This is a genomic window from Paenibacillus piscarius (assembly GCF_022234545.1).
Classification (GTDB): domain Bacteria; phylum Bacillota; class Bacilli; order Paenibacillales; family Paenibacillaceae; genus Paenibacillus_AQ; species Paenibacillus_AQ piscarius.
Genome location: NZ_JAIEUI010000032.1, coordinates 22,358 through 45,714, shown reverse-complemented (window position 1 = coordinate 45,714; position 23,357 = coordinate 22,358). Strand labels below are relative to the sequence as shown.

Below are 23,357 nucleotides of genomic sequence, written 5' to 3'. Positions count from 1 at the left end.
TGAACCAACCGGGGCCTTTGCCCATACCATGGGGTAGAGGTGGTGTTGTAATGAATATAGGAGACTTGGTCATCCGTAAATCCTATGGCGGCGATGTGACCTTCCGGGTAGACAATATATTGCAGAATCGGGCAGTCATCAAAGGAACGGAGTTCCGTCTGCTGGCGGATTCACCGCTGGAGGATCTGGTGCAGGTGCCGCCGACGCGGGTCAGCGAGCGGGGGCAGCAGGCGCAGATCAAAGCGAATGAATCGCTCAGCTGGCTGCGCAAAGACCGGCTGGAGCAGAGCCAGCGCAGCGGGGAGAGTGTAGCCGGGGCCACCGGTTCATGGTCTCCGTCTCCGAAGGAACCCGCATACTTTGAAGTACCGGGCAAGGTGCTGCATCTGGACGGGGATGCACTGTATCTCAAGAAGAGCCTGAGCCTATACGAGCAGCTGCGAATTCCGGCGGAAGGCCATCATGTCCATGAATCCAAAATGGCGGAGACGCTGTTCCGTCTGCTGCCGCGGGTACGTCCGGATATCGTCGTCATTACCGGCCATGATGGAGTGCTGAAGCAGCAGCAGAATTATGATCTCTACAGCCTGAGCAGCTATAAGAATTCACAGAATTTCGTGGCCGCTATCCGGGTGGCCCGCGAGTATGAACGTAATTTCGATGCGCTGACGATTGTGGCCGGAGCCTGCCAGTCCCATTTCGAGGCGCTGCTTGGAAACGGCGCGAACTTCGCCAGTTCACCGGGCCGCATCCTCATTCATGCCCTTGATCCCGTCTATGTGGCCGCCAAAGCCTCGTTCACCTCTATCCGTGATACGGTGAATCTGGGCGATGTTCTCAACCATACGATCAGCGGGAACCAGGGAATGGGCGGAATTGAGACCCGCGGCAGCTTCCGCATCGGGATGCCGAAGCTGAATAACCTGGCCACACTGAAGGTGGCACCATCCATAATGTAACAACGCCTGAAGGCGGACCGGGATATGCCTAAGTGCATATCCTTTTTCATGTTCTTTTTTGAAGACAGCTATTCTGAATAAGAGAGTAGAGTGCCGTGGCAAGAATACTGCTAACAAGGTGTTTATGCCGGGATCATCAATGTCTAAAAAAATTCCGTTGACAATGAATTTATCATCCACTATAATTATTTATTTAATTTGACATTGATGTTTGGAAGCTGTATAATGGACAAGAAAAGAGGTGGTCGTCAGGAATGGCTAATAACGCGCTGTTGGAAATCAAACGCAGTCTCGAAGCTCACGTCGGTCACAAGATTACACTACGGGCTAACGGGGGCCGTCGGAAGACGGTTGAACGTACCGGTGTCCTGGAAGAAACGTACCCTTCTGTTTTTATTGTCAAACTTGATCAGGAGCAGCAGAGCTTCAAGCGTGTCTCCTATAGCTATGCGGATATACTTACTGAATCTGTGGAAATCACAGTTAACGAAGACGATGGGCAGATGCGGATTATGTATGTCAAAGCTTAGCGTCACGGACAGTTCCCCGGCAGGGGGGCTGTTTTTTTTTGAATTTACACGTTGTGGGGTGGCTGCATGACATTTGCCCCTTAGCCGCATACTACAAAGGCAGTACATTCATCATCCACTAGCACAAAGGGAGGAATCCGAATGAGCCGCAGAAGACGGGGTATGATGTCGGAGGAATTGAAGACGGAGCTGGCGAAGGAGCTTGGATTCTACGGGACCGTGGAACGGGAGGGCTGGGGCGGGATCCGGGCGGTTGACGCCGGGAATATGGTGAAGCGGGCGATTCAGCTGGCTGAACAGGCGGCCGCACGCAAATCGTAGGCTGCCGGGGAAGAGGACGTTCATGCATTCGGGTATCGCCTGCGGGCGGTGCCTTTTTTGCAATGAAGTGAAATGGATAGGTTCCGGGGGATATAATGGACTTCACTGCAAGTTTCTCATATAATATGTTAAGTTGTTTTTACGGGAAAAGCGAGGGTGGGTGAACGCCTTGAAAATGTATGAGAAAGCGCCGGCCAAAATAAATCTGATGCTCGATGTGCTGCATAAGCGTGCTGACGGATTTCATGAAGTCGAAATGATTATGACTATGGTTGATCTGGCTGACCGTCTGGAGCTGTCGGAGCTGAAACGGGATTCCATTATTATCTCTAGCCAGGCCGGATATATTCCGCTGGACGAGAAGAATCTGGCGTTCCAGGCCGCTAGGCTGATTAAGGACCGGTATAACGTAAGAAGCGGTGTACATATCCATCTGGACAAAAGAATTCCCGTGGCTGCCGGGCTGGCCGGCGGCAGCAGTGATGCCGCGGCTACGCTGCGCGGCCTGAACCGGCTCTGGCGTCTCGGCATTCCGGCGCAGGAGCTGCAGGAGCTGGGCGCCGAGCTGGGCTCAGATGTCCCGTTCTGCGTCACTGGAGGCACTGCCCTGGCTACAGGCAGGGGGGAGAAGCTGACGCCGATCCAGAATCCGCCGCAGTGCTGGGTTATCCTGGCCAAGCCGCCGATTAATGTATCGACGGCAGAGGTGTACGGCCGCGTGCGTGCCAATCAGATCGCGGTGCACCCGTCGGCGCTCCGGATGCGGCAGGCCCTTGAGGCCGGTGATTTCGCGGCTGTCTGTGCGGGCCTGGGGAATGTGCTGGAGGACGTAACGCTGAAGCTGCATCCTGAAGTGCAGCAGCTCAAGGAAGCAATGGAGAAGCTGGGGGCTGACGGAGTGCTGATGTCGGGCAGCGGTCCGACGGTCTTCGGCCTTGTCTCCAGGCAGTCGAAGGTAGCCAGAATCTATAACGGACTGCGCGGGTTCTGCAAGGAGGTCTATGCTGTGCGTTCGCTGAGCTAGCGGATTTCAGCGCAGAACCGTTTTCACTTGTATAAATCCGTACAATAATGATATTATTCATTATAAATATTCGGTTTTGTATAAAGTGAATTTAAGAATCAAGCATTAACGTTATTCTTAAATTCAGCTTATATGGCGAGGAGCATTCCGTGAAGAAACTTAAACGAAGCCAGCGGCTGGTTGATATGACCCAATTTCTGCTGGAGAAGCCGCATGACCTGCTGCCGCTGTCCACTTTTGCAGAGCGGTACGGGGCAGCGAAATCATCGGTCAGCGAGGATCTGGCCATTATAAAAGAGGTATTTGAAGGCGAAGGCGTAGGCGAGCTGCAGACGCTCGCAGGCGCGGCAGGCGGGGTAAGGTATATTCCGCAGATGCCGATGGATATGGCCCTGGCCTTCGTGAACCGGCTGTGCGGACAGCTTGAACAGAGTGACCGGATTCTGCCGGGCGGCTATCTGTACATGTCGGATCTGCTGGGCCTCCCATCGCTGATGGAGCAGGCCGGCAAGCTTATAGCCACCGCCTTCTACGGTGTGGAGATTGATGTCGTGATGACCGTGGAGACCAAGGGCATTCCGCTGGCCTATGCGACGGCTGCCCAGCTGGGGCTGCCAGTCGTTCTGGTGCGCCGCGACCATCAGGTAACGGAAGGATCGGCGGTAAGCATTAACTACGTATCGGGGTCGCACAAGAGCATTCATACGATGTCGCTCTCCAGAAGGGCGCTGCGCGAGAAGTCCCGGGTGCTGATTGTGGATGACTTCATGAAGGCAGGCGGCACGGTGCGGGGCATGGTCGATCTGCTGGAGGAGTTCAATGCCGAGGTGGCGGGCGTAGGGGTCCTGGTAGAATCCGGTGCCGTAGAGAAGGAAGAGCGCCTGCTGCATGATTATGTCTCATTGGTTAAGCTCACTGAGGTGGACTCCAAGGTACGGCGGATTTCGGCACTGCCGGGCAATTATTTCTCCTCTTGAACAGGCGGCGATTCCCATTTCAAGAATCCGTGTATAATGTCGAAACGGTGAGGATTTTTAAGATAAGTGCACGAAATCTGTCGAAAACGAAGATTCGGCAAAAATATTCTTCATTATCAGGCATTATTTGGAATCAAAAAGAAGGAATTCGCTTTGCTGTGTGGAATTATACACCAAGTCTCTGATGGAAAAAGGTGGTGAACACACATATGCAAATTACGGATGTCAGACTCCGCCGCGTCAACTCTGAGGGGAGAATGAAAGCAATTGCATCCATTACAATCGATAACGAGTTTGTTGTTCATGACATACGCGTCATCGACGGGAATAACGGGATGTTTGTTGCGATGCCCAGCAAGCGTACACCTGACGGTGAATTCCGCGATATCGCACACCCGATCTCTTCGGGAACGCGCGAGAAGATTCAATCTGCGGTACTGGCCGAGTACGAACGAGCCGCTACGGAAGAAGAGGAAGTTATTGAAGAGGGAGCATAAGCGTAAGCGCTGACTCTCCAGAATTGCTGCCTCCCCAAGGGCGGCGACAGGCCATACCTTCTGGTATGTTTCGGGGTCCCCGCAAGTACCCGGGTCAGCCTCGGAGCCAAAGCCTCACTTTTGTGGGGTGATTTTATTGGGGTTCGAAGAAAAGGGAACCATGCAGGCATGGTTCTCTTTTCTTTTTGCGCGGAATGAGATATATTCAGTAGTGAGTTCAAGAAGTAGGAGGTTGGCATTCTTGAAAAGAATGGCTGTTGTTCTTGCTGCAGGCCAAGGCAAGCGCATGAAATCAAAATTATACAAGGTACTGCACCCTGTCTGCGGGAAGCCTATGGTAGGGCATGTGCTGGATACGGTGAAGGCTACCGGCAGTGAGCGTACCGTTGTTGTCGTAGGGCACGGGGCAGAGAAGGTTAAAGCCTATCTCGGCCAGTCTGCCGAATATGTGCTGCAGGAAACACAGCTCGGTACAGGTCATGCCGTCAAGCAGGCCAAGGGGCTTCTGGGCAGTGAGGAAGGAACGACGGTTGTGATCTGCGGAGATACGCCGCTGGTGACAGCTGAGACTCTGGAAGGCTTAATGGCTCTGCATGAGTCGCAGAACGCTGCCGCTACGGTCCTGACAGCGGTGATGGAGCAGCCTGCCGGTTACGGACGGATTATCCGAGGAGAAGATGGCGGTGTGCTCAGAATCGTGGAGCAAAAGGACTGTTCGGAGGAAGAAGCGGCGGTTCATGAGATTAATACAGGCACCTATTGCTTTGATAACGCCAAGCTCTTTGCTGCACTTGAGAAGGTAACCAATAACAATAACCAGCAGGAATATTATCTGCCTGATGTTATCGGGATTCTCCGGGAACAAGGGGATATCGTACTTGGTTATCAGACGAATGATGTAACGGAATCTATCGGTGTGAATGACCGTCTGGCATTGTCGGAAGCGGAAGGCTACATGCGCGAGCGTATCAACCGCAGACATATGCTTGGCGGAGTAACTATAATTGATCCGGCCTCCACCTATATTGGAGCAGAGGTCATCATCGGGACAGATACAGTGCTCTATCCGGGCACGGTACTGAAGGGCAAGACCGTCATCGGTGAGGATTGCGTTATCGGACCCGCCAGCGAAATTGAAGACTGCGTGATTAAGGACGGGGCTGCGGTGAAGCAGTCGGTACTGAATCAGGCTCAGGTCGGCACACGGGCTACCGTTGGGCCTTTTGCATATTTGCGCCCGGGTACGGTGTTGGGCCAGGAGGTTAAGATCGGCGACTTCGTGGAGGTCAAGAATGCGACGATCGGCGACGGCTCCAAGGTCTCCCATTTAAGCTACGTCGGTGATGCCGAGGTCGGCAGGAACGTCAATATCGGCTGCGGCGCGATCACTGTGAACTATGACGGCTACAATAAGTCGAAGACGGAGATCGGTGACGATGCCTTTATCGGCAGCAACGTGAATCTGGTCGCTCCGGTTACAGTGGGCCGGGGGGCATTTGTTGTCGCAGGCTCAACCATTACGCGTTCCGTTTCAGCGGATGATCTGGCGATTGCCAGAGTTAGGCAGGAGAATAAGCCGGGCTATGCGGAGAAGATCCGCGCCCGCGCCAAAGCTAAGAAAGACCAGCATAGTCCATCGTAAGAGGTTCAGGCCATAAGCGCCGGACGGACATCTTACACATCCGCGCCGGCGCTGTTTGAATGTTAAATTCCGTCACGGAGGGTTTATATTTTATGACTTATTGTGATTCCAAACTCAAGATTTTCACTTGCAACTCCAATCCCAAGCTGGCCAGCCAGATCGCCGATTATATCGGCATTCCGATGGGCGAGTCCCATACCACCAGCTTCAGTGACGGAGAGATTCAGGTCAAGCTGTCGGAGAGCGTCCGGGGCTGTCATGTCTACATCGTACAGTCCACCTGCGGTCCGGTGAATGACAATCTGATGGAGCTTCTGGTCATGGTGGACGCGCTGAAGCGTGCCTCTGCGAAGAGCATCAACGTTGTCATTCCGTACTACGGGTATGCCCGTCAAGACCGTAAGGCCCGTTCCCGCGATCCGATTACGGCCAAGCTGGTAGCGAACCTGATCGAAAAAGCAGGTGCACACCGTGTCATTACAATGGACCTTCATGCGATGCAGATTCAAGGCTTCTTCGATATCCCGGTCGATCATCTGCTGGGTGTTCCGATTCTGGCCCAATACTTCCGTTCCAAGCAGATCCAGAACCCGGTGGTTGTATCTCCGGACCATGGCGGCGTGGTGCGCGCCAGAAAGCTCGCCGACTTCCTCAATGCTCCGCTGGCGATTATCGACAAGCGGCGCCCTGAGCCTAATGTCAGCGAAGTGATGAACATCATCGGGAACATCGAAGGCAAAACAGCGATTCTGATCGATGATATTATCGATACAGCCGGCACGATTGTGCTGGGAGCTAATGCTCTGATGGAGGGTGGCGTGAAGGAAGTCTACGCGTGCTGTACCCATCCTGTCTTGTCCGGTCCTGCACATGAACGTCTGGAGAACTCTCCAATCAAGGAAATTATCGTGACGGATACCATTCCGATCCGCAGCAGCAATCCGACAAGCAAGCTCAAGGTGCTGTCTGTTGCCCCGCTGATGGGTGAAGCCATCATCCGGGTGCATGAGGAGCTGTCGATCAGCAAGCTGTTCGAAATCGAATAGACTGCGCTAAATAGTAAAAGGGTTACACCTTTCCTATATGGAAGATGTAACCCTTGTCGGCGTGATGCGAAGAGCGGGGCTTCCACTCAGCGCAGAAGCCTTAGTAACCCGGGCGGGAGATGAAGGTGAAGAGGCTGCGGTTGTACAGCGTCCCCTGCAGCTCTACGAAGCCTTCGTCTACGGCTGTAATCACACCGATGTCTACGTGCGCGTTCCCCCTATAGACTTCAACAGGCACAGCATTGAGAATATGGTACTGGAAATGGCGCTGTAATGTTAGAATATCGCCCTGATGTGGCATTGTCATCACCTGTCTCCGGAGAATACACTTATTGTACCAAAAACGGAACTCTTCTGCTGAAAGTACCGGATGGAAAGGATAAACCTTAATTATGAAATGGATTGTTGGACTCGGGAATCCCGGACCGCAATACGCGAAGACCCGGCATAATGTCGGCTTCATGGCGCTTGATCAGCTTGCGGCCAGGAATGGCATCACCTTCAACCAGAATAAATGCAAATCGGTGATCGGCGAAGGCGTCATCAGCGGCATCAAGACGGTACTGATTAAACCGATGACCTTCATGAATCTGTCCGGTGAAGCCGTCCGGGCGTATATGGATTATTATAAGGTACAGCTTGAGGATATGATCGTGGTCTATGACGATCTGGATACCGAGCTGGGCAAAATCCGGCTGCGCTATCAGGGCAGTGCCGGCGGGCATAACGGAATTAAGTCAATTATCCAGCATACCGGCACCCAGACCTTCAACCGGGTGCGTATGGGCATCTCCCGGCCGGAGCCGGGCTTTGCCATCGTTGACTATGTGCTGTCCACCTTCCCTAAGAAGGATGGGGCAAGGCTTGAGAGCATGATTACGGATACCTGTGATGCTGTCGAATTCAGTCTGCAGCATACTTTTGAACAGACCATGGCCAAATTCAACGGATAAACCCAAGGCAAAGGGTTCAGGCACTTCAGGCTAAAGCAATCCCGGGCGGGGCATACTGAAGGTATATACTATCTTCGGGAGGCATATAGATGGCAATACACTATGTATGCAGGCACTGCAGGACATTCCTGGGAAGCATTGGCAGAAGTGATATTACAGAGATGCAGCTGGGGCTGCATTCCTTGACCCCTGCGGAGCGCAGAGATATAATAGCGTATGATTCAGAAGGCGAGATTACGGTGAAGGTGACCTGCGATTATTGCAAGCAGGCGCTGGAGTACAATCCCGAGCTCAGCCTCCTGGCCAGTCCGCTTCAGTAAGGTGGAAGCGCCTGTCTCTATCGTTATCCGCAAGCCTTGGCTTTATCGCTGAGGCTTGTTTTCGATTCTAATTATAACGGGTGTCAGCGGCTCTGCCGCTGTCCGCCTGTTCAGTAAGAGAGGTGCACCTGTTGTTACAAGGTCTTATAGAAGCTTTTTCCAAGGATTCTGATTTCCAGTCGGTCACCAGCGGTCTGGCTGCAGGCATGAAGGAACAGCTCATCTCCGGCTTATCCGGCTCGGCCAGACAGATTATGCTGGCTGCGCTGCATGAACAGACCGGCCGGCCGCTGCTCGTTGTAACCCACAATATGTTCTCCGCCCAGAAGATGGCTGATGATTTGCAGGAAGCGCTTTCCCCGGACCGGGTGCTGCTCTATCCGGCCAATGAGCTGGTGGCTGCCGAAGCGGCGGTCTCCAGTCCTGAGACGCTGGCGCAGCGGATTGATGTGCTGACCAGATGTGCCCAGGGCTTCCGCGGCATCGTAGTCGTTCCTTATTCCGGTGTACGGAGGCTGCTGCCTGCCCCCCATGTAATGGCGGAGGCTCAGCTGACTGTGTCACAGGACAGCACGCTTGTGCTGGATGACTTCCTCCTCTCGATGATAGAGATGGGGTACGAGCGGGTGGAGCGGGTGGAGAACCGCGGCGAGCTTAGCGTGCGCGGGGGAATCATCGACTTCTATCCTATGACGTCTCCGCTGGCTTACCGGGTGGAGCTGTTTGATGATGAGGTAGATTCGATCCGTACGTTCGATCCGATGGATCAGCGCTCGATTGATAAGGTCCACAGTGTGAAGATTACACCGGCCAAGGAGATTATCGCCGATCAGCTGCGCCAGGATGCGGCTTCTTCCGCTGCGTCTGCCATGCTGGAGCGGCAGCTGGAGAAGATGACGGACCGCCAGGCCAAGCAGCGCCTGCGCGAGGAGCTCGGCCGTGAGCTGGAGATGCTGCGCCAAGGCACTTATTTCCCCGAGGTCTATAAATATATCAGCCTGCTGTATCCGGAACGCACCCATCTGTATGACTACATGGCACAGGATACGGTACTGGTGCTGGATGAGCCGGCAAGACTGCTGGAGACAGCTAAGCAGCTGGAGCGCGATGAGTCGGAGTGGAATCTGCATCTGCTCCAGAACGGCAAGAACCTGCCTGAGCTTCATCTCTCTGTCGAAGGCGATGCTATTATGTATAGCCGGCCGTTCCAGAGCTTGTTCATGTCGACCTTCCTGCGTCAGGTTCCGCATATTCAGCCGCAGAATATCTTAGGCTTCATCAGCCGGGGAATGCAGGATTTCCATGGTCAGATGAATGTGCTGAAATCGGAGATGGAACGCTGGCACAAGTCCGGCGTGAAGGTGATGATGCTCGCAAGCAGCGAGGAACGGATCGAACGGGTCCGCCGGGTGTTGGATGACTATGGTATTGAGGAGCCGCTTATCCTTCAGGGGAATCTGGGCTCCGGCTTCGAGCTGCCTTCGATCCATCTGGCAGTCATTACGGAAGGCGAGATGTTCTCGCAGAAGCAGCGTAAGGCCCGTAAAGTCACTAAGGGCATGGATAACGCTGAACGCATTAAGAGCTATACGGAGCTGAAGATCGGCGATTATGTGGTGCACCAGAACCACGGGATCGGCAAATACATGGGTATCGGAACGCTGGAGGTCAGCGGAATTCACCGTGACTACATGCATATTCTCTATGCGGGCGGCGACAAGCTGTCCGTGCCGATTGACCAGATCGACCTGATTCAGAAATATGTCGGATCAGAAGACAAGGAGCCGAAGGTATACAAGCTGGGCGGCAATGAGTGGACGAGGGTGACCAGCAAGGTCCGAAGCTCGGTGCAGGACATAGCCGATGATCTGATCAAGCTGTACGCAGAGCGCCAGAGTGCGCTGGGCTACGGCTTCGAGAAGGATACCCAGGAGCAGCGTGAATTCGAAGAGATGTTCCCTTACGAAGAGACCCGTGACCAGCTGCGGGCGATTGAAGAGATCAAGAAGGATATGGAGCAGAACCGTCCGATGGACCGGCTGCTCTGCGGAGATGTGGGCTACGGCAAGACGGAGGTGGCGATCCGGGCCGCTTTCAAGTCGGCGATTGAAGGCAAGCAGGTGGCCGTCCTTGTGCCGACGACTATTCTGGCGCAGCAGCATTATGAGACCTTCCGCGAGCGCTTTGCCAATTATCCGCTGAATATCCAGGTGCTTAGCCGCTTCCGCAGCCGCAAGGAGCAGAATGAGACGATTAAGGGCGTAAGACAGGGGACCGTGGATGTCGTTATCGGAACGCACCGCCTGCTGTCACAGGATCTGGTCTTCAAGGATCTGGGCCTCCTGATTGTCGATGAAGAGCAGCGCTTCGGGGTTACCCATAAGGAGAAGCTGAAGAAGCTGAAGACGAATGTCGACGTCCTGACGCTGACGGCAACGCCGATCCCCCGTACGCTGCATATGTCGATGCTTGGCGTGCGCGATCTGTCGGTCATTGAGACCCCGCCGGAGAACCGTTTCCCGGTTCAGACGTATGTGGTGGAGCATAGCCAGACCCTGATCCGCGAAGCGGTAGAGCGTGAGCTCGCCCGGGGCGGGCAGGTCTATTATCTGTATAACCGCGTTCAGGGCATTCAGGAGATGGCTGCACAGATCTCCATGCTGGTGCCGGAGGCCAGAGTGGGCATCGGGCACGGGCAGATGTCGGAGTCGGAGCTGGAGAAGACGATACTTGATTTCCTGGACGGGGAGTATGATGTGCTGGTCAGCACCAGCATTATCGAGACGGGGGTTGATATTCCCAACGTCAACACCCTTATTGTGCATGATGCCGACAAAATGGGGCTGTCCCAGCTCTATCAGCTGCGCGGACGTGTTGGGCGGTCCAACCGGATTGCCTATGCTTATTTCACCTACCAGCGCGATAAGGTGCTGACTGAGGTGGCCGAGAAGCGCCTGCAGTCGATTAAGGAATTCACGGAGCTGGGATCCGGCTTCAAAATTGCCATGCGCGACCTCTCCATCCGCGGAGCGGGCAATCTGCTCGGCGCGGAGCAGCACGGCTTCATCGCTTCGGTCGGCTTCGACCTCTATTCACAGATGCTGGCGGAGGAAATCCGCAAGCGCAAGGTCAGCGTGCTGGGTGAAGAGGATACGTCGCTGAAGCAGGGGAATACGGTCATTGATTTGTCGATTGACGCGTATCTTCCGTCCGAGTATATTTACGACAGTATCCAGAAGATTGAAATCTACAAAAAAGTGGCTGCAGTAGCTTCCTTCGAGGATGCCGGCGAGCTTGAGGATGAACTGCTCGACCGGTTCGGCGAATTGCCGGAGTCGGTCATTAACCTGCTGTCCGTAGCCCGGCTGAAAGTGTACGGCAAGCTGTACGGCATGGAATCCATCGTCCGGCGCGGAGATGAGGTCTCGCTGAATTTCCATGAAGGAAGCATCGGGGCCTTCGATACAGCGAAGCTGGCCAAGGTTGGTAATAGTTTTGAAAGACGTGTACAATTTGATAAGGATGCCAAAGCCACCATCCGCATCAAGGTGAAGGATCTGGGTGACAAGGAGCTGCTGGAGCTGCTGGAGCAATTCCTCGCGGCAGCCGGACAGTCTCTAAAATCGAAGGGAGAATTACAGAATGTCGTTAAATAAAAAATCCTGGAAGGTACTGGCGGTCTCGCTGACCGCAGCGCTGTCCTTCTCCATGCTTGCTGCCTGCAGCAACAAGAATAGCGATACTGCGGTTGCTACCTATAAAGGCGGAACCATTACTGAGAAGGAATTCAACGTAGATACACGTGTGATGAAGTTCCTCTCGCCCGAACAGGCCCAGTACCTGGAGATCGACATGTTCAAGGAGTCGATCCTGAAGCAGGAGGTTGCCTTTGAATATTTAGCCGGACAGGCTAAGGACGAAGCGAAGAAGGCAGCCGAGAAGGAAGTGGATACCCAGATTGCCAATATCAAGACTACGCTGGGCGATAACTATAAGAAAGCGCTGAAGGAGCAGGATCTGAGCGAATCCGATCTGCGCACCTATATGCAGCGCGTGCTTACCGTATATCAGGACATGCTGCTTAAGGTAACGGATGACCAGGTGAAGAAGCAGTATGAAGCCACTAAGGCTGATTATACTGTGGCCAGCCTGCGCCATGTGCTGATCGGCCTGACGGACAGCGCCGGCAAGGAGCGGTCCGATGCCGATGCACTGAAGCGGGCTCAGGAAGTGAAGGCGAAGCTCGACGGCGGGGCAGACTTTGCCGCTGTGGTGAAGGAATACTCCGATGATACCGCTACGAAGGAGACGGGCGGCGAATACAAGGACAAGCCTCTGGTAAATTATGTAGCAGAATTCAAGGCTGCGGCCCAGACCCTGCCGCTGAACACGATCAGTGATCCGGTGAAGAGCAGCTTCGGGTATCACATCATCAAGGTGGAAGCCCGTAAGGATACAACCTTCGACACGCTGACACCGGAGCAGCTCCAGACCGTGAAGAATTCTGCTGCTTCCGCCGCCCTGGAGAACTTCCTGGAGAAGGATCTGGACAGCCTGGAGATCAAAATTAACCTGCCGAAGAGCTCTGCTCCCGCCAGCGAGGCGCCGGCTGCAGGCAAGGATGAGCCGGCCGCAACAGAAGCACCTGCCTCAACAGAAGCACCTGCTGCTACCGAGGCAGCCAAATAGAACTGGAATGGACAAGCCGCCCGGATGCTGTATGCATCCGGGCGGCTTTTTTTGAATGATAAGAATTTGTATGTTTCGGGGTCCGCGCAAAGTACCTGAGCCATCATCGAAGCTATAGCTCCACATTGTGGGGGCGTTGGCAAGAAGTGGAGTATAGAAATGGCCATTTGTGATCATAACTGGAATGGTGCCGGACCATGGCGTTCTAATTTGACCTGAACAATGATATGCAGGCTGGGGGATGTATAAGGAACTGGGAAGAGATGAATACTATGGTCAGATATTACGATAAATCACTGGGAATAACCATTCCCTTAATGGACAGTAGTTGGAACATACTTCTTAAGAAAGCGGGGCAACATGTGAAATGAAAGCTACTGGTATTGTTCGCCGTATTGATGACCTCGGACGGGTTGTTATCCCCAAAGAAATTAGACGTACATTAAGGATTCGCGAAGGAGATCCTCTGGAAATTTTCGTTGACCGTGACGGCGAGGTGATTCTGAAGAAATATTCACCGATCGGTGAATTAGGTGATTTCGCCAAGGAATATGCGGAGTCGCTGTATGAAGGGACAGGCCATATTACGATGATTACGGACCGGGACAGCTTCATCGCGCTCGCCGGCGGCTCCAAGAAGGACTATCTGGATAAACAGGTGGGGATGCTGCTGGAGAAGGTGATGGAGAACCGTAAGACGGTCCTTGAGACCAACGGCGGCAGCTACGACATCAGCAAAGACCACTCGGAGCTGTTATCGAGTTATGTGGCGGCCCCTATTATCTCCGGCGGTGATCCCATCGGCTGCGTAGTGCTGCTGAACAAGGATGATTCGGTTAAAATGGCACAGATGGAAGTTAAGATGGCGGAGACGGCTGCTGCCTTCCTGGGCAAGCAGATGGAGCAATAATAGCAAGTGTATTCACATATAACCCCGTTTTTCCTTTGGGCTAAGGCTAGTCTAAAGGGAAGACGGGGTTTGTTGCGGCCGGGGGTGTTTTCACTTACAGGCTAAGATCAGTTATAATATAGAAATTCATTCTATTCAGACTATTCAAAAGCAGGTATATGATGATATCGAATCCGCAAGGCTCGAAGCTGCTGCAAGGCGCATTCATTCTTAGCGCCGCAGCGATATTCTCCAAACTGATCGGCACCCTGCAGAAGATTCCGCTGCAGAATCTCGGGGGGGATGCTGCATTCGGCATCTATAATACGGTCTATCCGCTCTACACCATTCTCGTCACGGTCGCGATGCTGGGCCTGCCTGCCGCCATCTCCCGGTTCGTGGCCGAGGCCTCGGCAGCGCAGGATGAACAGAAGGGACGGCGGGTGCTGCTGTTATCAGCCGGGATTACAGCGGTCAGCGGACTGGTGCTTGGCGTTCTGGTCTATGCCGGGGCCCCGCTGATTGCAGTGTGGGTCGGCAGCTCCCATATTATCCCCGCGCTGCGCAGCAGCGCCTGGGGGCTCGCGGTAGTGCCGCTGATGGCCGCGCTGCGCGGATACTTCCAGGGATTGCACAACATGGTGCCAACCGCCGTGTCGCAGGTTGTAGAGCAGTCAGTGCGCGTAGCGGTGATGATCGCGCTGCTGCTGTATCTGACGGCAGCCGGAGCGGACGCGGCCGGTATTGCCGCCGGAGCCCTGCTTGGACCGGCCGGCGGGGGGCTGGCGGGCCTTGGCGTGATGCTGCTGTATTGGCGCCGGCACCGCCGCCGGAGCCTGCCGGCCGGATGGACGGAATCACCGCTGAAGCCCGCTGCTGCTCCGGCAGCCGCCTGCAGAGGGCAGGGTGTCCCTGCCCGCCAGCTTCTGGCCTACGGGCTGCCGGTCATGCTCGGAGCGCTGGCCGTTCCGCTGATCGGCCTGGTGGATGTGTTCACGGTTCCCCGCCTGCTGGCGGGAAGCGGCCACAGCGGGACGGCGGCGATGGCGCAGTTCGGCATCTACAACCGCGGCCTGCCGCTCGTGCAGATTGTCACGATGCTGGCGACCTCGCTGTCGGTGGTATTCATTCCCGCTCTGGCCGAAGCGAAATACAAGGGCGATGAGGCACTGATCCGCACGCGCATCACACTGTCGCTGCGCTGGTTCTGGCTCCTGGGCTTAGCCGCATCCGTCGGCCTGGCCGTGCTGGCAGAGCCGGTGAACACGGCTCTGTACGGGGACGCCGCCGGCAGCGGCGCGATGGCCTGGCTGGCCTTCACCGCCGCAGGCGGCACGGTCAGCATCATCTCCGCCGCGCTGCTGCAAGGCCTGGGCGCCGTGCGTGCGCCGGCGCTGGCTCTATTGGCCGCCGCTGTGCTGAAGGCGGCCCTCAACCTGCTGCTGGTCCCGCAGCAGGGCATTACCGGGGCGGCCATCGCCGGCGTGGCCGCCCATCTGTTCGCAGCAGCGCTGAACGTGCTGCTGCTCCGCCGCCAGGGCTATCTGCGGCTGCGTGCCGCAGATGCCCTGCTGAAGCCCGCGGCGCTGCTCGCGGGCCTGGGGCTTGCGGCCGCCGCCGTGAGCCTCGGCGCAGGCCGGGCGGCAGACGCCGCCGGCTTCGGCGGCGGGCGGGCCGCGGCGCTGGCGCAGAGCCTGCTCGGCGTGCTCGCAGGCGTCCTGGTCTTCGCGCTCGGCGCCGTGGCGCTGCGGCTGCTCAGCGAGCGTGAGCTGCGCCAGCTGCCGGGCTTCGGGCCCCGCCTGGCGGACAAGCTGAAGAAGCTGCGCCTGTTCCCTTAAGGCGCGTGAATAATACATAGCGCAGCCGCCCGGAGTACAGCAGGCGGCTGCCTGGAAGGAGTGGACCCTAGCATGAGTGCAACATTAACCGTGGTCGGCCTGGGCTCCGGGAACCCGGACCGGCTCACGCTCGGCATTATCAAGAAATTGAAGGCGGCCTCCGCTGTATACGTGCGGACCGCTGAGCATCCCGTCATGGCCGCCCTGGCAGAGCTGGAGATTGCCGCAGCGTCCTTCGACGGGCTGTATGAATCGTTCGCCTCCTTCCCGGAGGTCTATGAAGCCATTACCGCTGCGCTGATAGAGAAGGCAGCAGGGGCTCCGGACGGCACAGAGATCGTCTACGCGGTGCCGGGTCATCCCATGGTGGCTGAGTCGGCAGTGTCCCTGCTGCGCGAGCGCTGCCCCGGGGCGGGCATCCCGCTGACGATTCTTGGCGGGGAGAGCTTCCTGGATGAGGCGTTTGTGCGCCTTGGCTTTGATCCGATTGAAGGGTTCCAGCTGCTGGATGCCTCCGGCATGAGCAGCGCCCAGCTGCACCCGGAGCTGCATACCCTGATTGGCCAGGTCTATGACAGCTTCACCGCCTCTGAGACCAAGCTGTGTCTGATGGAGATTTATCCGCCCGAGTATGAGGTCATTGTAGGCCATGCGCTTGGTGTAGAGGGGGAGGAGCAGATTCTGCGCGTGCCGCTCTATGAGCTGGACCGGCTGGACGGCTACGGCAACCTGTCGCTGGTCTATGTGCCGCTGAACCGGGCCGATGAGGTCCGCAAGCGGTCTTTTGCCCGGCTGCATGAGATTGTTCAGGTTCTTCGCAGCCCGGAGGGCTGCCCCTGGGACCGTGAGCAGACGCATGAATCCCTGCGCAAGAACCTGATCGAAGAGACATATGAGGTGCTGGAGACCATTGATGAGGATGATCCGGATCATATGAAGGAGGAGCTGGGCGACCTGCTGCTCCAGATAATGCTCCACTCCCAGATGGAGGAGGAGCTGGGGACCTTCAGCGTCTATGATGTCATCGAGGGGCTGAATGAGAAGCTGATCTTCCGCCATCCGCATGTGTTCGGCGATCAGGCGGCCGGGAATGCCGAGGAGGCGCTGCAGAACTGGGAAGGCATGAAGGCTGAGGAGAAGCGCCGGAAGGGCGTGAAGCCGGAGGCCCAATCTGCGCTCAGTGGAGTGCCGCGTGACCTGCCTGCGCTGATGAAGGCGTACAAGCTGCAGAAGAAGGCCTCCAAGGTCGGCTTCGATTGGGAGAACGCCGGTGAGGTGCTGGCCAAAATCCGTGAGGAAGTGGACGAGCTGCAGGAAGCAATTGAAACGGGGCAGACTCCCGAGGAGCAGATGCTGGAGCTGGGGGATCTGCTGTTCGCCGCCACCAACCTGGCGCGCTTCATCGATGCCGATCCGGAAGAGGCGCTGACCCGCACCAACCGCAAGTTTGTATCCCGCTTCCAGTATATTGAGCAGCGTCTGCTTGAGAAGGGCACCCGGGTGCAGGACAGCAGCCTGGAGGAGATGGAGACCCTTTGGCAGGAGGCCAAGGCCGGCGAGCGAAAACAATAGATTAGAAGAGTATAAGGCAGCACATTTACGGCAATGCTGTGAATGTAGCCGGAATCTCTGACCTCGCTGATTGGAAATTAAGAGAGAGGTTTATAATGTTAGAGTGCCCTGGCGGCTGCTATATCTTACGCAGGATGTACCTTTTTCAAAAAAAACGGCGGATCGCGGCAGGAATTGCGGGCAGAAGCAAGAATATCATAAAGACGAAATGACGATTTGCGGCAAATATTTCGCGGCAAACCTGAATTTCATTTATTTTTTGTATCCTAGGAGGAACTTCAAATTATGAACAAAACAGATCTGGTAAACAACATTTCCGAAAAAAGCGGATTGGCCAAAAAAGATGTAGAAGCTGTAATCAACGGAGTACTGGGTGAAATTACTGAAGCTCTTGCCAGCGGCGACAAAGTTCAGCTGATCGGCTTCGGCACCTTCGAAACACGCAAGCGTTCCGGCCGTACCGGCCGCAACCCGCAATCGGGCACACCTATTGAAATTCCGGAATCCACTGTGCCGGCCTTCAAGGCAGGCAACAAGCTCAAAGAAGCCGTTAACTAATGCGTCTGGACAAGTTCCTGAAGGTGTCCCGGCTGATCAAGCGCCGCACGGTGGCCAAGGATGTGTCCGAACAGGGCCGGGTGCTGATCAACGGGCGCGAATCCAAACCGAGCAGCACTGTGAAGATCGGTGACGAGATCACGGTGCAGTTCGGCCAGAAGCTGGTCACCGTCAAGGTGGAGAAGCTGGTGGAGACGACCCGCAAGGACGAAGCCGCCGGAATGTACACGCTGCTCCGTGAAGAACCGGTGGCCAAGAGCACCGGGCTTGACTGGTAGACCGAAGCACGGGTTATCCAGTTTGCATCGAAGAGGTACTCCAGGCAGCCGTAAGACGGCTGTCCGGGAGGCCTCTTTTTTTAGTATAAGAAATTGGACGGCCTGTTCTAACCCCTGTCCCTCCCTCATAGATTAGAAGCAAGAAGGAGGGGTACATGCTATGATCGAGCCAGCCAAAGGAATCAAACAGCATGATCTTCATATGCGCAGCCGTAAGCAGGTTGAGCTGACAGGTGTGCAGAATGTGGAGAGCTTTGACAGTGAGGAGTTTCTGCTTCGTACAGAACTCGGCCAACTGACCATCCGGGGGACGAATTTACATATCAAGAATCTGAATCTGGAGAATGGGCTGTTGTCCCTTGAGGGCAATGTACATTCCCTGATTTATCTGGACCCCGGTGCGCAAGGTAAAAATAAAGGGATTCTCCGCAAGCTCTTCAAATGAATCCCGCAGTCCAATGGATCACCCTGATCTACATGCTGCTGGCCGGCATTGCCATGGGTCTGGCCTATGACAGCTACCGGGTGCTGTCGCTGAAGCTCGGCTTCCCCAAATGGCTGAATGCGCTGCTGGATCTGCTGTACTGGGTAGCGTCGGCCCTGCTTGTCTTCCGCCTGCTGTATGCCGGAAATCAGGGACAATTGAGGTTTTATGTCGTTCTTGGCCTCTTTCTAGGTGTATGGATCTATTTTTTGATCTTCAGTATTCCCGTACGGCGATTTGTGGTAATGTTAATTCAGTCAGTACAGTACATGTGCAGGCTGCTGTGGCGGTTTATCAAGATCGCGGTGGGCGGGCCGGTTCTCTGGCTGTGGCGTGTCATTAAGGGGACGCTGCTGCTGCTCGGCCGGGTCCTTCTGTATATTTTTAAGCTGCTGCTGCGTCTAACCAAGCCAATCTGGGTACTTCCTGTAAGGTGGGTGTCTCCGCATCTGTCCCGGTTCGCACATAGCGGGCGGATCAGGCGGATCACTGAATGGATCTCAAGGCGGCGGCATCGCTGACCATGAACTGGGAATTGGGGGTATGCTGAATGAACAGATTCGCTGCGGAAGAGAAGAAGAGTAACCAGAATGCTTCGGCCGCAGGCGCGAAGCGAAGAAGGTTTATATGGATTTTTGTGATGGCCGTATTCTTCGGCTGGGCCGGCTACACCTTCTTTGCCCAGAGTGCAGCGATTGCCGACAAGAGCGCACAGCTCGCCCGTAAGCAAGAGGCCAACGACAGTGTGACAGCCTCACTGAATCAGCTCAAATACGAAGTCCAGCGACTGAACAATGATGAGTATGTCGGACAATTGGCGCGCAAATGGTACAATATGTATCCTGCAGGTGAACTGCCTATCCGTACAGAGCCATCCGGGCAATAAAAGCAGGCGAAAAGAGGCTTCTGCTCTGTTGCCTTGCTTTGTTCTTTCCTGTATAATCAAATCACCGCAGACAGGATAGTCATTATATTCGTCTGTATATTTTTAAGGGAGGATCATTTTATTCTATGGCAATTGAAGTGGGCACCAAGTTAGAGGGCAAGGTGACAGGCATCACGCATTTCGGAGCATTTGTGGATCTGTCAGGAGGTGTCACAGGTCTCGTTCACATCTCGGAAATCGCCGATAATTACGTCAAGGATGTTAACGATCATTTGAAGATTGCGGATGTCGTAACCGTCAAGGTGATCAATGTTGACAAGGACGGCAAAATCGGACTTTCCATCAAGCAAGCCGTTGATAAGCCGGCATCGGAAGTACGTCCCCCCAGAGCTCCAAGACCTGAACGTCCAAGCGGTGGAGACCGTTTCGGCGGTGGTGGCAGCGGCGGAGGCGGCGGTGGATTCAATCGTGAACGGGGTGGGCGTCCATTCAAGCCTGCAGCCGGTAAGCCTTCATTCGAGGATAAAATGTCACGCTTCCTGAAAGACAGCGAAGAACGGATGTCTTCGATCAAGAAGAACACAGAAGGAAAGCGCGGCGGCCGTGGGGCCAAGCGCGTATAACCTGAGTTTTGCACATAAACAGCCGCTGGGGCTTATGCCCTTCGCGGTTTTTTTGTGTTTGCGTGTCCACGGGCCGAATATAAGCGAAAACCGAACACCTGTTACTCGCGACGCGGGGTGGCCTGGCCGGTTGCTCTATGCCGGGCGCTCAAACCTCCGGCTATTTTTGTCGGGACCTTGGCAAATTGCCGACAGCATCTATGCCATTCTCACATATCTCCGGGGCAATCGCTGACGAATGCCCGAACGCCTGGCGCGGCGATTCGGCAGCGCTACTCGCCCCGGGGCGGGCTGAACTTGTACCCCGCATGGGATCAGGACGCTTTTCCGGTAAATGTCGGGACAGGCTTTTTTGTCGGAAATTTTTTACAGATTGGTCTCTGTTTCTGACAAACTTCCTAAAGACCCCCGCTATATAATGGGATTCATAAATTCTTATACGGGTGGTGCTGGAGAATGAGTAAAAGCAATGTGGTCAATTTGCCAGAATGGACAAGAGCGGCAGGTAGCAAAGACAAGAGTCAGAAAGAAGCCATGGGTTCACGTCTGAAGGCTTGGGGCACGAAGCTGCCGGCAGTCCAGTTCATCACGGTCAAGAAGTGGACATTGCTGCTGAGCCTGATGGGATTCCTGCTGGGCCGGGCCATGATATTGGACGAGCTGACACCGTTTGCTGCTGCTTATTTCGCGGTCATTGTATTTATGCGCCGGGACTCCATATTGCCGGTGGGCGCGGCGATTCTGCTCGGAAGTCTGTTCACTCCTTTTCCCGGGGCGGTCGTCATTGCTGCGGAGCTGATCATTTTCTATCTGATGTACAAGGGGCTGGAGAGCTTCCAGCGGGTCGAGCTGTCTTATGCGCCGATTATGGTGTTCGTGGCTGCGTTTATGGTCGGGCTGTTCCAGGTGATCATCGGGCCGGCCTTAAGCTGGTATCCGCTGATGATGGCAACGATCGATGCTGTGCTCGGGTTCGTGCTGACTCTTGTATTTTTGCAGGCGCTTCCTTTATTCACGTATAAGCAGAAAAGCAGGGCGCTCCGCAATGAGGAGGTCCTCTGCCTGATTATTCTTCTGGCCTCGGTTATGACCGGCCTCGTCGGCTGGTCCATTAACGGCCTGTCCCTGGAGCATGTGCTATCCCGGTTCCTCATTCTGGTGTTTGCTCTGGCCGGGGGAGCGCCGCTTGGGGCGGCTGTCGGTGTCGTAACCGGGCTGATCCTCAGCCTTGCCGATATCGGGGCCATCTACCAGATGAGCCTGCTGGCCTTCTCCGGCATGCTGGCAGGCATGATGCAGTCCGGGCGTAAAGGGGCCGTCTCCATCGGCATGCTGCTGGGTTCCACGATTCTGTCCGTTTATTTCATGGGACCGGGCGATGTGATGAAATCAACCTGGGAGACTTGTGCGGCCGTTGTATTGTTTCTACTGATGCCTAAGAGCATTATAACGGCTATTGCCAAATATGTTCCGGGTACGGCAGATCATAGCCGCTCTCAACATGAATATGCCCGAAGGGTGAGAGATATTACTGCAGACCGGGTCACCCAGTTCTCGCAGGTGTTCCAGCAGCTCTCCAGCAGCTTCGGCCAGATCCCCCGCGCCGGAGAAGCCGGCAAAAGCGATAAGGAGATGGAAGACTTCATGAATACGGTGACCGAGGGGGCTTGCGCAGGCTGCATCCGGCGCAGCCACTGCTGGGACACCCGGTTCTATCAGACCTACCGGTACATGACCGATATGATGACTACGGTAGAGGAATGCCCGGACATCACTGCTGCCCAGCTGCCGCCGGAGTGGAGCCGGATCTGCGGCCGGACGGGCGAGGTGCTTGACGTGATGAAAGGCCAATATGAGCTCTATCAGCATGATATGCGCTGGAAGCGGCAAATATACGATAGCCGCCAGTTTGTGGCTGAGCAGCTCTCCGGTGTCTCTCAGGTCATGGAGGACCTGGCCAGGGAGATTAAGCGGGAAGGGCAGGCGATGTACCGCCAGGAGAGCCAGATCCGGGAGGCATTGGAGCAATTGGGCCTGTCCATCCACAGCATTGAGATTCTGAGCCTTGATCCCGGACGGGTGGAGATCGAAGTAGTCCATGCCTACACCCGCGGCTTCGATGAATGCCGCAAAATGATTGCTCCGCTGCTCTCCGATATCTTGGAGGAGAATATCGCGGTGGTCAGTGAGACGGCAGTTCATCCGCGCGAGGGCTTGTCGATGGTGACGTTCGGCTCGGCCAAGGCCTACGAGATCAGCACTGGTGTGGCCGGTGCAGCCAAAGGAGGCGATGTGCTGTCCGGTGACAGCTTCAGCACGGTGGAGCTGGGCAACGGCACCTTCGCCGTCTCCATCAGCGACGGCATGGGCAACGGGGAGCGGGCCCGCATGGAGAGCAGCGCGGCATTATCCATGCTGGAGAAGCTGCTGCAATCGGGGATGGATGAGAAGCTGGCGGTCAAGTCCGTCAATTCAATTCTGCTGCTGCGCTCACCGGATGAATTCTACGCAACGGTGGACATGGCGCTGATTGACCAGTATTCGGCACAGACGATCTTCATGAAGATCGCTTCCGCGCCTAGCTTTATCCGGCGGGGCAGTGAGGTGATTCCGGTGACAGCCAGCAATCTGCCGATCGGCATTATCAAGGATATCGAGGTCGATCTGGTTACGATGCAGCTGCGCCCGGGGGATATTCTCATAATGATGACCGATGGTATTTACGATGCGCCCGGATATGCCGTTAATAAAGAGATATGGATGAAACGCCTGATTCAGGAGCTGGAGGGTGATGATCCTCAGGATATTGCCGACAGCCTGCTGGAGAAGGTGATCCGCTATCAGGGTAATGAGATTCATGATGATATGACCATCGTGGTGAGCCGTGTCGATCACTATCACCCCGAGTGGTCCAGCCTGCATATGCCCGGTGTGGGCCGGCTGGAGCGTCCGCGTACGGTAAGTTAGGAGAATGTGTTTGGTCTGGCCTTGGAATCTCTAAAGGAATGAAATGTTGCATTTTAGGCATGAATTATAAGAATTCACCGCGGCTGGTTCAGCGGTAAAGGGGTGGCTTTGAAATTATAGTAAAATAAATGGAACGAAGAGAATTTTGGAGCCGCAGAAGCGTCAGCGTTCGCCTTTGTCTTCTGATTTCAACCGCTAAATGGGTTATCCAATCAGGAAATCGGAAGACAACAGCGATCGGAGGCCCAAAAGTCTCGCAGAGACTCATTTTTACATTTTTAATAGATCCAATTTTCCGGCGTCC

Annotated in this window: 23 protein-coding genes; 22 read left to right on the top strand and 1 reads right to left on the bottom strand. The window is 55.2% G+C overall.

Going from position 1 to position 23,357, the window contains the following annotated elements; translation table 11 throughout:
- Nucleotides 1-50 precede the first annotated feature (50 nt).
- The 8 genes from yabG to K1558_RS30695 all read left to right on the top strand — a co-directional run bounded on the left by yabG (nt 51) and on the right by K1558_RS30695 (nt 6,996).
- The gene (gene yabG / locus K1558_RS30730; RefSeq protein WP_238655769.1) at nt 51-959 is read left to right on the top strand and encodes a sporulation peptidase YabG; all 909 of its coding nucleotides are present in this window, start codon (nt 51-53) and stop codon (nt 957-959) included.
- A gap of 254 nt (nt 960-1,213) precedes the next feature.
- Nucleotides 1,214-1,489 carry a biofilm formation stimulator Veg gene (gene veg / locus K1558_RS30725; protein WP_238655768.1) on the top strand — a complete coding sequence of 92 codons (276 nt, stop codon included), beginning with the start codon at nt 1,214-1,216 and terminating at the stop codon, nt 1,487-1,489.
- Nucleotides 1,490-1,630: 141 nt separating this feature from the next.
- Complete coding sequence (locus K1558_RS30720; protein ID WP_238655767.1) at nt 1,631-1,810, top strand: alpha/beta-type small acid-soluble spore protein; 180 nt, start codon at nt 1,631-1,633, stop codon at nt 1,808-1,810.
- Nucleotides 1,811-1,979: 169 nt separating this feature from the next.
- Nucleotides 1,980-2,834: a 4-(cytidine 5'-diphospho)-2-C-methyl-D-erythritol kinase gene (gene ispE, locus K1558_RS30715; RefSeq protein WP_238655766.1), complete on the top strand. Its 855-nt coding sequence runs from the start codon at nt 1,980-1,982 to the stop codon at nt 2,832-2,834.
- Between the two features lie 149 nt (nt 2,835-2,983).
- A complete protein-coding gene (gene purR / locus K1558_RS30710) occupies nt 2,984-3,811 on the top strand; it encodes a pur operon repressor (protein ID WP_238655765.1) in 828 nt (275 codons plus the stop codon).
- A 209-nt stretch (nt 3,812-4,020) separates the two neighbouring features.
- Nucleotides 4,021-4,308, top strand: a complete 288-nt coding sequence (spoVG, locus tag K1558_RS30705) for a septation regulator SpoVG (protein WP_036696395.1) — start codon at nt 4,021-4,023, stop codon at nt 4,306-4,308.
- 241 nt (nt 4,309-4,549) lie between these two features.
- Nucleotides 4,550-5,950 (top strand): bifunctional UDP-N-acetylglucosamine diphosphorylase/glucosamine-1-phosphate N-acetyltransferase GlmU, encoded by a 1,401-nt coding sequence (glmU, locus tag K1558_RS30700; protein ID WP_274529171.1) that lies wholly within the window; start codon nt 4,550-4,552, stop codon nt 5,948-5,950.
- Between the two features lie 92 nt (nt 5,951-6,042).
- Complete coding sequence (locus K1558_RS30695; protein WP_019914487.1) at nt 6,043-6,996, top strand: ribose-phosphate diphosphokinase; 954 nt, start codon at nt 6,043-6,045, stop codon at nt 6,994-6,996.
- A gap of 100 nt (nt 6,997-7,096) precedes the next feature.
- On the opposite strand, the gene K1558_RS30690 is transcribed toward K1558_RS30695, so the two are convergent.
- The gene (locus K1558_RS30690) at nt 7,097-7,303 is read right to left on the bottom strand and encodes a hypothetical protein (protein WP_420800485.1); all 207 of its coding nucleotides are present in this window, start codon (nt 7,301-7,303) and stop codon (nt 7,097-7,099) included.
- An 85-nt stretch (nt 7,304-7,388) separates the two neighbouring features.
- Here K1558_RS30690 and pth point away from each other — a divergent pair, with 85 nt between their 5' ends.
- From pth to spoIIE, 14 genes are all read left to right on the top strand, one after another.
- Nucleotides 7,389-7,949: an aminoacyl-tRNA hydrolase gene (gene pth / locus K1558_RS30685; RefSeq protein WP_238655764.1), complete on the top strand. Its 561-nt coding sequence runs from the start codon at nt 7,389-7,391 to the stop codon at nt 7,947-7,949.
- An 89-nt stretch (nt 7,950-8,038) separates the two neighbouring features.
- Nucleotides 8,039-8,269, top strand: a complete 231-nt coding sequence (locus tag K1558_RS30680) for an anti-sigma-F factor Fin family protein (RefSeq protein WP_238655763.1) — start codon at nt 8,039-8,041, stop codon at nt 8,267-8,269.
- 131 nt (nt 8,270-8,400) lie between these two features.
- Nucleotides 8,401-11,925 (top strand): transcription-repair coupling factor, encoded by a 3,525-nt coding sequence (mfd, locus tag K1558_RS30675; RefSeq protein WP_238655762.1) that lies wholly within the window; start codon nt 8,401-8,403, stop codon nt 11,923-11,925.
- Nucleotides 11,912-12,958, top strand: coding sequence for a peptidylprolyl isomerase (locus tag K1558_RS30670; protein WP_238655761.1), 1,047 nt, complete (start codon nt 11,912-11,914; stop codon nt 12,956-12,958). Before mfd ends, K1558_RS30670 begins: the two co-directional genes overlap by 14 nt.
- Before the next feature lie 367 nt (nt 12,959-13,325).
- A complete protein-coding gene (gene spoVT, locus K1558_RS30665; RefSeq protein WP_238655760.1) occupies nt 13,326-13,868 on the top strand; it encodes a stage V sporulation protein T in 543 nt (180 codons plus the stop codon).
- Between the two features lie 161 nt (nt 13,869-14,029).
- Complete coding sequence (locus tag K1558_RS30660; protein ID WP_238655789.1) at nt 14,030-15,685, top strand: putative polysaccharide biosynthesis protein; 1,656 nt, start codon at nt 14,030-14,032, stop codon at nt 15,683-15,685.
- 72 nt (nt 15,686-15,757) lie between these two features.
- Nucleotides 15,758-17,257: a bifunctional methyltransferase/pyrophosphohydrolase YabN gene (gene yabN / locus K1558_RS30655; protein ID WP_238655759.1), complete on the top strand. Its 1,500-nt coding sequence runs from the start codon at nt 15,758-15,760 to the stop codon at nt 17,255-17,257.
- Nucleotides 17,258-17,542: 285 nt separating this feature from the next.
- Nucleotides 17,543-17,815, top strand: coding sequence for an HU family DNA-binding protein (locus K1558_RS30650; protein ID WP_238655758.1), 273 nt, complete (start codon nt 17,543-17,545; stop codon nt 17,813-17,815).
- Entirely contained in the window at nt 17,815-18,093 is a 279-nt protein-coding gene (locus K1558_RS30645) for an RNA-binding S4 domain-containing protein (RefSeq protein ID WP_036723951.1), read from the top strand. Before K1558_RS30650 ends, K1558_RS30645 begins: the two co-directional genes overlap by 1 nt.
- A gap of 160 nt (nt 18,094-18,253) precedes the next feature.
- Nucleotides 18,254-18,538, top strand: a complete 285-nt coding sequence (gene yabP / locus K1558_RS30640; RefSeq protein ID WP_238655757.1) for a sporulation protein YabP — start codon at nt 18,254-18,256, stop codon at nt 18,536-18,538.
- Nucleotides 18,535-19,098, top strand: a complete 564-nt coding sequence (yabQ, locus tag K1558_RS30635) for a spore cortex biosynthesis protein YabQ (protein ID WP_238655756.1) — start codon at nt 18,535-18,537, stop codon at nt 19,096-19,098. Before yabP ends, yabQ begins: the two co-directional genes overlap by 4 nt.
- A 29-nt stretch (nt 19,099-19,127) precedes the next feature.
- Nucleotides 19,128-19,463, top strand: coding sequence for an FtsB family cell division protein (locus K1558_RS30630; protein ID WP_238655755.1), 336 nt, complete (start codon nt 19,128-19,130; stop codon nt 19,461-19,463).
- 125 nt (nt 19,464-19,588) lie between these two features.
- On the top strand, nt 19,589-20,086 hold the full coding sequence (locus K1558_RS30625) for a S1 domain-containing RNA-binding protein (RefSeq protein ID WP_238655754.1): 498 nt from the start codon (nt 19,589-19,591) through the stop codon (nt 20,084-20,086).
- A 456-nt stretch (nt 20,087-20,542) separates the two neighbouring features.
- Nucleotides 20,543-23,053: a stage II sporulation protein E gene (gene spoIIE, locus K1558_RS30620; RefSeq protein WP_238655753.1), complete on the top strand. Its 2,511-nt coding sequence runs from the start codon at nt 20,543-20,545 to the stop codon at nt 23,051-23,053.
- Nucleotides 23,054-23,357: the final 304 nt, after the last annotated feature.

What these genes read in the sequence shown, in the direction of transcription:
- yabG (WP_238655769.1), top strand. Translation starts at nt 51, where the DNA reads ATGAATATAGGAGACTTGGTCATCCGTAAATCCTATGGCGGCGATGTG.
- veg (WP_238655768.1), top strand. Translation starts at nt 1,214, where the DNA reads ATGGCTAATAACGCGCTGTTGGAAATCAAACGCAGTCTCGAAGCTCAC.
- K1558_RS30720 (WP_238655767.1), top strand. Translation starts at nt 1,631, where the DNA reads ATGAGCCGCAGAAGACGGGGTATGATGTCGGAGGAATTGAAGACGGAG.
- spoVG (WP_036696395.1), top strand. Translation starts at nt 4,021, where the DNA reads ATGCAAATTACGGATGTCAGACTCCGCCGCGTCAACTCTGAGGGGAGA.
- K1558_RS30695 (WP_019914487.1), top strand. Translation starts at nt 6,043, where the DNA reads ATGACTTATTGTGATTCCAAACTCAAGATTTTCACTTGCAACTCCAAT.
- K1558_RS30690 (WP_420800485.1), bottom strand. Translation starts at nt 7,303, where the DNA reads ATGACAATGCCACATCAGGGCGATATTCTAACATTACAGCGCCATTTC.
- pth (WP_238655764.1), top strand. Translation starts at nt 7,389, where the DNA reads ATGAAATGGATTGTTGGACTCGGGAATCCCGGACCGCAATACGCGAAG.
- K1558_RS30680 (WP_238655763.1), top strand. Translation starts at nt 8,039, where the DNA reads ATGGCAATACACTATGTATGCAGGCACTGCAGGACATTCCTGGGAAGC.
- K1558_RS30670 (WP_238655761.1), top strand. Translation starts at nt 11,912, where the DNA reads ATGTCGTTAAATAAAAAATCCTGGAAGGTACTGGCGGTCTCGCTGACC.
- spoVT (WP_238655760.1), top strand. Translation starts at nt 13,326, where the DNA reads ATGAAAGCTACTGGTATTGTTCGCCGTATTGATGACCTCGGACGGGTT.
- K1558_RS30660 (WP_238655789.1), top strand. Translation starts at nt 14,030, where the DNA reads ATGATATCGAATCCGCAAGGCTCGAAGCTGCTGCAAGGCGCATTCATT.
- yabN (WP_238655759.1), top strand. Translation starts at nt 15,758, where the DNA reads ATGAGTGCAACATTAACCGTGGTCGGCCTGGGCTCCGGGAACCCGGAC.
- K1558_RS30650 (WP_238655758.1), top strand. Translation starts at nt 17,543, where the DNA reads ATGAACAAAACAGATCTGGTAAACAACATTTCCGAAAAAAGCGGATTG.
- K1558_RS30645 (WP_036723951.1), top strand. Translation starts at nt 17,815, where the DNA reads ATGCGTCTGGACAAGTTCCTGAAGGTGTCCCGGCTGATCAAGCGCCGC.
- yabP (WP_238655757.1), top strand. Translation starts at nt 18,254, where the DNA reads ATGATCGAGCCAGCCAAAGGAATCAAACAGCATGATCTTCATATGCGC.
- yabQ (WP_238655756.1), top strand. Translation starts at nt 18,535, where the DNA reads ATGAATCCCGCAGTCCAATGGATCACCCTGATCTACATGCTGCTGGCC.
- K1558_RS30630 (WP_238655755.1), top strand. Translation starts at nt 19,128, where the DNA reads ATGAACAGATTCGCTGCGGAAGAGAAGAAGAGTAACCAGAATGCTTCG.
- K1558_RS30625 (WP_238655754.1), top strand. Translation starts at nt 19,589, where the DNA reads ATGGCAATTGAAGTGGGCACCAAGTTAGAGGGCAAGGTGACAGGCATC.
- spoIIE (WP_238655753.1), top strand. Translation starts at nt 20,543, where the DNA reads ATGAGTAAAAGCAATGTGGTCAATTTGCCAGAATGGACAAGAGCGGCA.